Source organism: Bacillus cereus group sp. N14 (assembly GCF_016483555.1).
GTDB classification, from domain to species: Bacteria; Bacillota; Bacilli; order Bacillales; family Bacillaceae_G; genus Bacillus_A; species Bacillus_A wiedmannii.
The window spans coordinates 20,808-32,226 of record NZ_JAEHBQ010000037.1 but is presented as its reverse complement, the minus strand read 5'-3'; the positions used below and the strand labels follow the sequence as shown (position 1 = coordinate 32,226).

Genomic DNA, 11,419 nt, shown 5'->3' with positions numbered 1-11,419 from the left:
TTCAAGTAAGAAGTAATAGCCATGATAAGGCTATGTAGTTTCAAGTAAGAAGTAATAGCCAAGATAAGGCTATACAGTTTCAAATAAGAGCTTATAGCCAAGATAAGGCTATGTAGTTTTAAATAAGAAGCAGTTTTATATAAGTAAAGACAAGTAAAGAGGATTTAAATGATCCAAAATAAAAACCAACAATTGTGCGGATTATTCAGATAACATTTCGCCTTAGAGGTTATGTGGTTTTTCATCTAAATGGGAAAAATAAACGTATTTTGATTCAGTCAATCGTTTAAAGTGAACTTCCATCAGTGGGAGTCTTATAACCTAGGAATTGTGGGATGAAAAAAATGGACTAAGAATTTAATCTTAGTCCATTTCTTATTTTATATCCATTTTGTATGGAATGTACCTTCTTTATCTACTCGTTTATACGTATGCGCTCCAAAATAATCGCGCTGCGCTTGTAACAAGTTTGCAGGTAGTTTGGCAGTACGATAGCTGTCATAATAAGAAATTGCTGCTGAAAATGCAGGTATCGGAATGCCCTGTTGTACCGCCATTGAGATAATTTGGCGTAATCCGCCTTGATATGACTCTACAATCTCTTTAAAGTATGGATCAAGTAAAAGGTTCGGTAGATCAGTGTTTGTCTCATAAGCCTCTTTAATGTTCTGTAAAAAGGCAGCACGGATAATACATCCGCCTCTCCAAAGCATAGAAATGCTGCCAAAATCAAGGTTCCAATCATATTCCTCAGAAGCTGCCTTCAATTGCGTGAATCCTTGTGCATAAGAACAAATTTTACTCATATATAAAGCTTGGCGCACTGCTTCGATTAATTCAGCTTTTTCAACTCCAATTGCTGTTTTATCTTTAGGGCCAGATAAAACTTTGCTTGCGTTCACACGCTCTTCTTTTAAAGCAGAAATGCAACGTGCAAATACAGATTCCGTGATAATAGGGAGAGAGATACCTAAATCAAGTGCGCTTTGGCTTGTCCATTTCCCTGTACCCTTTTGTCCTGCAGTATCAAGAATAACATCCACTAATGGCTTACCAGTTTCTTCATCTTTCTTCTTGAAGATATCGGCTGTAATCTCGATTAGATAGCTATTCAGTTCACCTTTATTCCATTCAGCAAATATTTCATGGAATTCTTCTGCAGTCAAATCAAGTGTTTGTTTCAAGAAGAAATATGCTTCACAAATTAATTGCATATCGCCATACTCAATACCGTTGTGAACCATCTTTACATAGTGGCCTGCCCCATTAGGTCCGATATAAGAACAGCAAGGCTCGTTATTCACTTTTGCAGAGATGTTTTCAAGCATATCCTTTACTTTTTCGTATGCATCCTTCTGTCCACCTGGCATAATAGATGGTCCCTTCAATGCACCCTCTTCGCCGCCTGACACACCTGCTCCGATGAAATTGATTCCTTCTTCGGCAAGACGTTTGTTACGGCGAATTGTATCGACAAAGTATGTATTACCACCGTCAATTAAAATATCACCTTTATCGAGGTGAGGGACTAGAGAATCAATCGCCTTATCTGTAATTTCCCCCGCATTAACCATTAATAAAATCTTTCTAGGTGATTCAAGTGAGTTAACAAACTCTTCAACTATATGAGTACCAACTAAGTTTTTACCATGGTTTTCCTCAATGATTTCATCAACTTTTTCCTTTGAAATATCATATAGGGCAACAGAATACCCTTTGCTCTCAAAGTTAAGTGCGAGGCTTTTTCCCATAACGCCCACACCAACAACTCCAATTTGTAACTTTTCCATATTCCATCGTTCCTTTCCATGTATGTTACTCTGTATTATAGTATATATACCTAAAATATCACTTTAATCAAATAATCAATCTTTTTCATTTCAATAGGCTCCGCCAGTATTCGTACATAAGGTTATAGGGACACGGCACATCACTATCAAGTTAAAAAATAAAGAGAAATTGTCATCCTTATTAATCAATCATGAAAAATAACCGGTTAATTATGAAAAATCACATTAAACAGCTTCCGTATCCCTTTTACTGTTAAGAAAGATCTATACAAATAAACTTAGTAATAAGGTAAACCCTAATCCGGCTACAGAAACGATAGTCTCAAGTAAAGTCCATGTTGCAAATGTTTCTTTCATGCTTAAACCAAAGTACTCTTTGAACATCCAGAAACCAGCATCGTTCACATGTGAAGCAATTAAACTACCAGCCCCTGTTGCAAGGACAACTAAAGCAAGGTTAACATCAGATTGACCTAACATCGGAATCACTAAACCGACAGTTGTTAATGCAGCAACCGTAGCAGACCCCAATGAAATACGTAAGATGGCAGCGATAATCCATGCGAGCAAGATCGGTGATAATGAAGTTCCTTGGAATAATTCGGCTACATAGTTACCAACGCCGCCATCAATTAATACTTGTTTGAAAGCTCCGCCTCCACCAATAATTAAGAGCATCATCCCAATATTCGAGATCGCTGTTGTACAAGATTCCATCACGTTTTTGATTGGAATATTTCTTGCCAATCCCATTGTATAGATCGCAACTAGTAAGGATATCAACATGGCAGTATCCGCATTCCCAATAAACTCGATCGTTGCTAGTAAACTATTATCTTTAAATCCCATTGTTTTTTGCAGCAAAGTAATAATTGTAGCGACTGCCATTAAAAGAACAGGCAGTAAAGCGGTAAAAACACTGATTCCAAAGCCAGGAGTTTCTTCAAGTTTAAATACTTTCTGCTCACCTAATGATTGGATATTACCGGTTTTTGTGAACGCCTCAGGTACTAGTTTTTTTGCAAGTTTAGTAAATACAGGTCCAGCTAACACAACAGTTGGAACCGCTATCATAAAACCGTAAAGTAATACTTCACCGATGTTTGCATGCAATTCACCAGCGATAGCAGTTGGTCCTGGGTGTGGTGGTAAAAATCCGTGTGTTACAGATAAAGCAGCTGCCATCGAAATACCGAGATATAAGATAGATACTTTTAATTCTCTTGAAATTGCAAATACAATCGGAATTAATAATACTAATCCTACTTCAAAAAATAATGCAATCCCGATAATAAATGAGGCAGTCACAACAGCCCATTGAATGTTCTTTTCACCAAACTTTTTCACAAGGGTCATGGCAATGCGTTGTGCGCCCCCAGAATCTGAAAGCAACTTACCTAACATCGCACCAAGTCCAAAAACGAGTGCTAAATGACCAAGTGTTCCGCCTAATCCTGCTTCAATGGTTTTAAAAATCTTTTCTGGTGGCATTCCAAGTGCTAAAGCAACCCCGACGGATACAATGATTAATGAAATAAAGGTATTTAATTTAAAGCGCATAATCAGTAAAAGTAATGCTAAAATCCCAATTGCTACAATGACTAATGGCATCGTAGTTCCCCCCTAATCTTAGCTGTATTTGTATTTATCCCGCTATTCGTGGGAAGTAAGGCCCCCCACCTCGAGATTTAGATAGAAGTGAGGCGTGGGGAATTACTCATGAAAGTTTTACTTTATTAAATTTCTTTGATAATTTGCAATTCGTGTATAATCGTCTTCTAGCGCCCTTGATAGGTTAATAAATATCGGCAGTAATTGTCTGTATTCTTTTGTTGCTTCTTCTTTCGGTGTATGTTTGTAAGTACTGCCAACCATTTCGGAAACGATTTCAAAAGAATCAATTTTTCCTGTGGCATAGAGACCTAATATACATGCACCTAGACAAGAGCTTTCGTAGCTCTTTGGAACAACGACTTCAGATGCGAAAATATCGGACATCATCTGTCGCCAAACGTCAGACCTTGCGAAGCCGCCTGTTGCTTGAATACGAGTTACAGGACCATCCATGCATTCGGTTAATGCTAAAAATACAGTGTATAAATTATATATAACGCCTTCTAAAGCTGCACGAATCATATGTTCCTTCTTATGTGACATCGTTAAACCGAAGAAGGAGCCACGTACATCTGGATTCCATAATGGTGCACGTTCCCCTGCGAGGTATGGATGGAATAATAATCCGTCTGCACCAGGTCTCACGCGTTCAGCTATTTTAGTTAATACATCGTATGGATCAATTCCTAGTCTTTTCGCAGTTTCTACTTCTGATGAAGCAAGTTCATCACGAATCCAGCGAAGGACCATTCCTCCATTGTTTACCGGTCCACCAATTACCCAATGCTTTTCTGTTAAGGCATAACAAAATATTCTTCCTTTTTTATCTGTTTGTGGTTTATCAATGATGGTCCGAATAGCACCACTGGTTCCAATTGTGACAGCAATCTCCCCTTTCCGAATTGCATTCACACCTAGATTAGAAAGCACACCATCACTGGCACCAATGACAAACGGTGTTTGGGAATCGATACCAATCTTTTGGGCTAAATCTGGATTGCAGTTGCTAAATATTTGGGTGGTTGGTACGAGTTTAGATAATTGAGTTGGTGTTATACCAGCAATTTTTAAAGCTTCCCCATCCCAATCTAGTTTTTTTAAGTTCATCATACCCATGCATGAGGCGATGGAATGATCAACAACATATTGATCAAAGAATTGTTTGAAGATATATTCTTTGATTCCAATATATTTCTTCGTTCTAATAGCAATTTCTGGATGATCATTCACAATCCATGTAATTTTACTTAATGGTGACATTGGGTGAATAGGTGTTCCTGTTCGTCTATAAACTTCATGGCCATTCAGTTCATCTTTGATTTTATGTGCCCATGCCTCACTGCGATTATCTGCCCAAGTAATACAAGGTGTCAGCGGCTGATCATTTTCATCCATGGCAATGACACTATGCATAGCACTGCTAAATGAAATAAACGATGGTTTTTTATCTGAATGCTGTTTCGTTATATTTGATATCGCTTGTAAAACAGCTTGGAAAATCTCTTCTGGATCTTGTTCCGCTGTGGATATATCCGGTGTGCGAAGTGGATAACCAATATTCTCGGTTTGGATGACTTCGCCTTTTTCAGTAAATAAAACTGCTTTCGTACTTGTTGTACCGATATCTATACCTAACATATAGTTACTCATGTCCTTGCTCAACTCCTTTAGATAACATTTGTTGTGACATCCAGAGGTCTTCGACTTTTCCTTGCACATCATCAAAGTTTTGATGTAAGGCCTCAATCATGAGGGCTCGATCTTTTGATTGGATTGCTTTTATATAAAGCTCATGATTTTTAATAATCCGTTCAAAGTCTTCGTATTTTTCCTTGAAACGAGTACGCATTGATAAAAGGATTAAGCTTTCCATAACAGGCTTTAAATTATTCCAAATCATCAGGATGTAGGAATGCTCAATGGTTCGAATAATCGTTTCATGGAATAAGAGATCTTGATAAGAAAATTCATCAGAATCATGATATTTAATGGCGATTTTCATCATTTCCATTATTTTATTTAGTTCTCTTACTAAATCATTTGTGTCCATCTTTCCAAGTCGCTCAAAGATAAACGTTTCTATAAGTAAACGAACATCATATATTTCTTCGATTTCTTTCTCGGTTAAACCAATGACAACTGCGCCCATTCTTTCTAAGCGAATAATATTTTCAGAAGCTAGTAATTTTAATGCTTCACGAACGGGTGACCGACTTACAGAAAAATCGGCAGCTATTTTATTTTCTGACAGGATGGTACCGCTTTCAATTACACCTGCAATAATGCGCATTCTCAATTCGCTCGCAACACGATCACCTGTAGAAGCTTTTGAAAGCCATTTTTCAGGATAAAGAAATTCCATTGATTTCGTCATAAATCCACCTCGTGTTAATCAAGTATACTTGTATACAAGTATTATAACTCGGATTTTTAATTATGCAAGCGCTTTTATTGTTTGCTTTGGTTCTATTAGAGGAAAGCCCATAATTATTAAGCTAACAAATCAAGTCACCCCAAAACTATTATTGTTGATAAAGAAGATTTAGGGAATGGAAAACTGAAGAATACGATATCCAAGGACTTACAACAGCATATTTACTACATGGGTTTACAACTTTATGAATCAAAAATATAGATGTTAAAAGTGTAACTATAACTGAATTTGAGCATTAAAAACTTTTAAAAATTGAAATTGTATTGTAAAGTAATGATTTTACAAATAGAAGCAGTTTTATATAATTAAAGACAAGTAAAGAGAAATTAAATAATCCACAATAGAACGCGTAAAAATCAATAATTGTGTGGATTATTCAGATAACATTTCAACTTAAAGGTTATGTAGCCATCATATAGCTATGGCGTTTCATAGTGTTAGGATTTAAGTTATATTGGTTAATAACATTGTTAGGAGGTACTTAAATATGGAGAAAGTAATAGCATTGTTTAGTGACGCCCTCCTACTTGCTGCTCCAATCTATGAAGAAAATAAGCAGCTATGGGCCAAATGGCAAAAATATTATAACGAAGTTCAAGAGAATCACGATAAATTAGTAACTTCAGCTAATATATCCCCTTCCTTCTCAACGCTTGTTTCTTGGCTGGGGCAGAAACAAGAACAAGGAATATCGTTGTTGCACATTTACGCGAATTTAGATAAATATAAAATTGAGATTCAAAATGTATTAGATAAAATCATTGAACAAGAGTTTGGAGAAAAGTTTGAAGCAGTTGAAGCAACTCAAATTTCAAATCCTGAACATGGTCATATAAAAGAGCATATAGCAGATATACCTGACGAATATTATCCTGTATCAAATGACGCGATGTACTATCAATTACGTGATGGAATAGCAAAAAATCAGTTTGAAGAAGATGAAGCAGCAGCAAAATCGGTACTGCCATTAGAAACAAAAAATTCAAGCGGAGTTGCACAACTATCTTCACATAAGGATGAGGATTTGAGATTAGTGAATACAAACGAAGCAGAAAGATGGTCTATATTGGTTGATGGAGTAATTAGTAATATGGATGATCTTACAGCAGACTGTTTGGATACCATTACAATACAATGGTTAAATCAAGCTAAATCTCCAGATGAATTCATAGATTTTAGCTATGAAAATGTATTAGAATTATGTAATATGCCAAAAGCATCAGCAAACGGTGTAGAGTATTATCGTGCAGAAGATAAGATAAAGGTAGCGCAACGTATTGCAGCGTTAGCAAGCATCTTTATTTATTTGAATGATGATAATGAAGTTGTAGTATTGAACGATCAAGCTGAAACTGGGGAACAATTTGAGGTAAAACGTGAAGTAATCAAAAGACTATTCGTACTGGACTCTGTAGTGTTATGGAGAGATAAGAATACTAATGAATATATGGGGATAGAATCTTGTAAGATTAAACCAGGTAGTTTCTTATCAGGCTATTTGTATGGATCTAATAGCACAACTGCTTTATTATCGAAAAAAGCATTAGAGTATAATAGCTATAGACACAAGTTTCATAAACGTTTAATACGTTATTTATCCTGGCAGTGGCGAATCCGTCAACAATACAGTACTTTAAAAAGACCATACTCCATTGGTGGGGAAAAAGGTCTACTATCTGTAATGGGTATTACAACTACAAAGGGTCGCCCAACTCGAATTCGTGAACAACTAGAAAGTGTTTTAATTGATTTAGAAAAAGAATGTGTCATTTCACATTGGGCGTATGCAGAGGAATTGGATGAAACAAGGATAGGAGAACGTAATTGGTTTAAGAATTACTACTCCAAATTAGGAATCATTATCTTACCACCAAAAGAATTGATGGATAATATAGATAGTATGGTAAAGAAAAAAGTAATAGGTATGCAAGAGAAGCAGGAGGACCATTATATTGCAGAGACAGTAAAACAAACTCCTCAAGGATCAGAAGATGTGATACGAGAAAAAATTATGTATCAGCATATGCATCAAAATAAAACAATGCGTGAGGTAGCAGATGAAATAGGCTTATCCCCTGCTACACTATCAAGATTCTGTAATAACAAAATGAAGCGTATTTCAAAAAGTGTTAATGAAAAGCTAAACAAGTGGTATGAAAGACAAATGATTATAGAGTCTATGTAAAAAGAAGCAGCTACCTTTAACTGGAGAGGTACCTGCTTCTTTTTAGTTTGTTCATATTCTGCTTTTGCTTTGAAGTAAACTTTGTTCACAATATGTTTCACTAATTATTCTCAAGAACGTCGTGTAACCTCTCAGCAAACTCTTTATAATGCACTGTGTTGTATCCCGTATGGTGTCCGGGAAACTCAGCAAACTCTGTTCCGAGTTGTTTTGCTAAGTTGACTGCGCAATGGTAAGGAAAAAATTCTTGTGAAAAACTTCCGCCGGCTGGAAGTACTTGTATCAATACAGATTTTAATGGAGTCTTTAATGCATCGATATTTAAAGTATAGTTGAGAATTCCTGGGATTTCATACTCAGTGAAATACGTCGAATTATCGAGTAGCCGCTTTGTTAGTACATCTTTCGATAATCTGAAATTGGTATCATCAATATTTGACAATAACTTCATAACCTCACTTCGATGATTTTTCTTAAGGTCTTCCATGAATTTTATAGCTTGATTCAACTCATTTTCAGTTAAAAGTTGTAATAAAACTGGTTCGTGTGAGATTAGTAACTGTATCTGCTCAGGATGGCGTATGCACAGATCAAGTCCGATGACAGCGCCAGAACTACTTCCGAATACATAAGCTGGTTCATCGGTCAGATTGGCTAGCAGTCGGTGAGCGTCTTCACTATGTGTGTTCACATGATAATCCTCAGTCTTATTCGCGAGGTTGCTACGGGAATGACCACGACGATCGTAAGTAACAACTGTATACCAATTAGCAAGATGGTCGGCGATACTATGGAACTTGTCGGCATCACCACCCCCACCATGGATCAAAAGAAGGATTGGACCTGAGCCACGCACCTCATAGTAGATGCTCGCTCCATGTACTTGCAATTTTCCGGTTTTTACTATACCCATTTGTACATTCTTCCTTTCTTCTGTCATCTCCCTTAACATTACATGATTGGCGAATGACATAAAATGCAGGAAATGACTAAGAAACAAATTCGCCATATGAAAAAGTAATTAGCATCATTTCACCGGTGCTTCCTTTTTATTTAAAGTAGACAATTTTTGGTCGTTTCAATGGAGAGGTGATTTCATCAGCTATTTGATTAATAGTTCTACAGTTTTTAGATTCTACTTTAATAGAAACGTTGCTTTCATCAATCAGCTTTCTTGTTCTAGAGCGTGTACCCGTCTCTGATGAAAGGTTTAGGAATACATATTGTTTATCCTTTTAGCTATAAAAACACCTATTTAGATAGAACCATATCCTATGGAATAATACGGTATAACTGTATTCAAAACGGTACGACTTTATTTTAATTCCATATCTGCCTGTATTAATTCATAAACGTGCTAGTTTGCTCGGTGGATATCATGTGTACTTTTGCACATAATAAGATTGACAAATGTTAAAGTCAGGAGGGTTTGTATGCAACATAATAAAAAAGATATAGAAAAGTCTAATTCTATTATGAAACCAAATTTTGCAGAAACTGATCCGCAAAAAGTGAAACAAGAAATTCAAAATGATGTAAGAATAGGCCAAGGAGCAATGACTTCCCGAGAAGCAGGTGCAATGCGGGATTAAGAAACCACTCCTTACTGTTTTTTATTTAGTGAAAGTTTTAAACATAAACAGTAAGGAGATAATCCCTTATCTGCTTTTGTTTCTTAATAAATCGTTTTTACTTTCATATAAAGTGTAAAATGACAATAACGTTATTTAATTTTAATATCTAAAACACGTATAACCCCTTTCTGACTTTAAGAAGGGGTTAAAATAAAGTCTTTTAATTTTTGATGTGAAATACTTTACTACACTTAAAAATACAACAATAAAGTTGTTTAAATCTAAGTGTTATTGTACAAACGTGCTCTATTCTAAAATAGTCCTTTACTATTACCTCGTGAAACCCTTTTCACTTTTCTTGTTCTTTTCGTCTCCAGAGTAGTAGCAGAATTTCGAACAGTTGGGGTAAGCATAACATAATTCGAGATAGCTGCCACTGCATAAATAATCGCTATCCTCCACAGTGCAACTTACCAAGCCTCGGTGAACTGTGAAGTTACGTTTTTCTAGTCGAACCCAGAACATCTAAATAATGTTGATTATACATAATCCCTAAGATGTTCCCAAAGGGATCGACCACGGAAGCAGTAATAAACCCCTTGCCGCGCTCTGTGGGTGCCTCGTATTCTTTCGCTCCCATAGACAGCAGATTTTTGAAAGTTGCTGTTACATTATCGACGTGCCAGTACACTACAGCACCGGCCGGTCCGGTCGCTGAACCATCGGGCGCATAGCGGCTATCAATCAGCCCCAGCTCGTGCTGGTAATCGCCAAGGCGAAACTCGGTATATCCTGGACGTTCAAAGTAAGGTTCGATGCCCAACAGCTCGGCGTACCACTTCTTTGCCGCTGCTAGGTCATCCGTCCAAAAACTGACTGTGGTTAATCCTCGTAATGTCTGTGTGTCACTCATAATCGATTTCCTCCTTAATGTTGAGTAGTACGTCCCGATGCTATACTACATAACAGCTTCTGAATTAACTTCGATTTACTTATGAATAGTCCTTTTTATTATTCAAGAAAATGACCCTTTAACCGAATAAAATGAATGACATTTTTAAACACCTTTATTGTAGATGTAACAATTTTATTTGTAATTAAACAATTGTATTATTATTTAACATAAAGTTTATTTCACGTAAGTATCCCCATTAGAAATAATCTATATTTTGTTTGACTTTTTTAAAAAGAAGTTTAACTTGCCGTGATATAAGGAATTCCAAGATTGTCTATTGTAGTTATCATCATTAATTAATATGTTATTATCAAGCTCCACTAATTTGTTCTTCAAATCATGAAAAGTGTTTATTAGATCACAATCTTTGTAGTACTCCTGCTCTATTAGTTGAACCAAATACTTTTTAAAATAATTGAAGCAGCAATACATTTTCTCTATAGAAGAATTGACAAAATATCTTTCTACTCTTTCCGTAATTTCATGTTCTAGCTCATATATTTCTCCTGTAGGCTGGTAGATAGTAATTAGATTACCTGAGTCCATATTGCTACCAATAACAAGGTATCGTTTAAACTTCTTTAAACTTGCTAAAAACGCTTCTGTATATTCTTTATCCAATATCGATAAAGAAAAATCATTTTGTTTTGTCCATTCCACTACATCTAAAAGAAAACCATTTGAATAGGTGTAAAATTCTACATTGAGACATTCGAATTCATTTCCTTTAATTTGATGATTAAGTAAAAAGTGCATACTATCCATGGGCAAATTTAATTTGGCAATCTCCACTGTCATTCCTCCAACCCTTATTATGTAATCCATTTTCTGGTTCTTCACAAACTTAATTAAATTTTAGCATAAAGA

The 11,419-nt window shown here is 36.0% G+C and carries 9 protein-coding genes; 2 read left to right on the top strand and 7 right to left on the bottom strand.

What is annotated here, in order from left to right; all coding sequences use genetic code 11:
- Positions 1-380: 380 nt before the first annotated feature.
- The 4 genes from gndA to gntR all read right to left on the bottom strand — a co-directional run bounded on the left by gndA (position 381) and on the right by gntR (position 5,778).
- Positions 381-1,790 carry an NADP-dependent phosphogluconate dehydrogenase gene (gndA, locus tag JDS82_RS28085; protein ID WP_098230122.1) on the bottom strand — a complete coding sequence of 470 codons (1,410 nt, stop codon included), beginning with the start codon at positions 1,788-1,790 and terminating at the stop codon, positions 381-383.
- 264 nt (positions 1,791-2,054) lie between these two features.
- Positions 2,055-3,401 (bottom strand): gluconate permease GntP, encoded by a 1,347-nt coding sequence (gene gntP, locus JDS82_RS28080; RefSeq protein WP_199714291.1) that lies wholly within the window; start codon positions 3,399-3,401, stop codon positions 2,055-2,057.
- Positions 3,402-3,518: 117 nt separating this feature from the next.
- Positions 3,519-5,054, bottom strand: coding sequence for a gluconokinase (gntK, locus tag JDS82_RS28075; RefSeq protein ID WP_199714290.1), 1,536 nt, complete (start codon positions 5,052-5,054; stop codon positions 3,519-3,521).
- Positions 5,047-5,778, bottom strand: a complete 732-nt coding sequence (gene gntR, locus JDS82_RS28070; protein ID WP_199714289.1) for a gluconate operon transcriptional repressor GntR — start codon at positions 5,776-5,778, stop codon at positions 5,047-5,049. Before gntR ends, gntK begins: the two co-directional genes overlap by 8 nt.
- 547 nt (positions 5,779-6,325) lie before the next feature.
- Between gntR and JDS82_RS28065 the strand changes: the two genes are divergently transcribed.
- On the top strand, positions 6,326-8,023 hold the full coding sequence (locus JDS82_RS28065) for a helix-turn-helix domain-containing protein (RefSeq protein ID WP_199714288.1): 1,698 nt from the start codon (positions 6,326-6,328) through the stop codon (positions 8,021-8,023).
- A gap of 100 nt (positions 8,024-8,123) precedes the next feature.
- Here JDS82_RS28065 and JDS82_RS28060 read toward each other — a convergent pair whose 3' ends face one another.
- Positions 8,124-9,032 carry an alpha/beta fold hydrolase gene (locus tag JDS82_RS28060; protein WP_199714287.1) on the bottom strand — a complete coding sequence of 303 codons (909 nt, stop codon included), beginning with the start codon at positions 9,030-9,032 and terminating at the stop codon, positions 8,124-8,126.
- A 424-nt stretch (positions 9,033-9,456) separates the two neighbouring features.
- Here JDS82_RS28060 and JDS82_RS28055 point away from each other — a divergent pair, with 424 nt between their 5' ends.
- A complete protein-coding gene (locus JDS82_RS28055) occupies positions 9,457-9,615 on the top strand; it encodes a hypothetical protein (protein WP_176359495.1) in 159 nt (52 codons plus the stop codon).
- 478 nt (positions 9,616-10,093) lie between these two features.
- Here the strand turns inward: JDS82_RS28055 and JDS82_RS28050 are convergent, their stop codons facing one another.
- A complete protein-coding gene (locus JDS82_RS28050) occupies positions 10,094-10,510 on the bottom strand; it encodes a VOC family protein (protein ID WP_064472950.1) in 417 nt (138 codons plus the stop codon).
- Positions 10,511-10,759: 249 nt separating this feature from the next.
- Positions 10,760-11,350 (bottom strand): hypothetical protein, encoded by a 591-nt coding sequence (locus tag JDS82_RS28045; protein WP_199714286.1) that lies wholly within the window; start codon positions 11,348-11,350, stop codon positions 10,760-10,762.
- Positions 11,351-11,419 lie beyond the last annotated feature (69 nt).

Excerpts from the sequence above, each read along its gene's own strand:
- JDS82_RS28050 (WP_064472950.1), bottom strand. The coding sequence starts at position 10,510 with ATGAGTGACACACAGACATTACGAGGATTAACCACAGTCAGTTTTTGG.
- JDS82_RS28065 (WP_199714288.1), top strand. The coding sequence starts at position 6,326 with ATGGAGAAAGTAATAGCATTGTTTAGTGACGCCCTCCTACTTGCTGCT.
- JDS82_RS28045 (WP_199714286.1), bottom strand. The coding sequence starts at position 11,350 with ATGACAGTGGAGATTGCCAAATTAAATTTGCCCATGGATAGTATGCAC.
- gntR (WP_199714289.1), bottom strand. The coding sequence starts at position 5,778 with ATGACGAAATCAATGGAATTTCTTTATCCTGAAAAATGGCTTTCAAAA.
- gndA (WP_098230122.1), bottom strand. The coding sequence starts at position 1,790 with ATGGAAAAGTTACAAATTGGAGTTGTTGGTGTGGGCGTTATGGGAAAA.
- JDS82_RS28060 (WP_199714287.1), bottom strand. The coding sequence starts at position 9,032 with ATGGCGAATTTGTTTCTTAGTCATTTCCTGCATTTTATGTCATTCGCC.
- gntP (WP_199714291.1), bottom strand. The coding sequence starts at position 3,401 with ATGCCATTAGTCATTGTAGCAATTGGGATTTTAGCATTACTTTTACTG.
- JDS82_RS28055 (WP_176359495.1), top strand. The coding sequence starts at position 9,457 with ATGCAACATAATAAAAAAGATATAGAAAAGTCTAATTCTATTATGAAA.
- gntK (WP_199714290.1), bottom strand. The coding sequence starts at position 5,054 with ATGAGTAACTATATGTTAGGTATAGATATCGGTACAACAAGTACGAAA.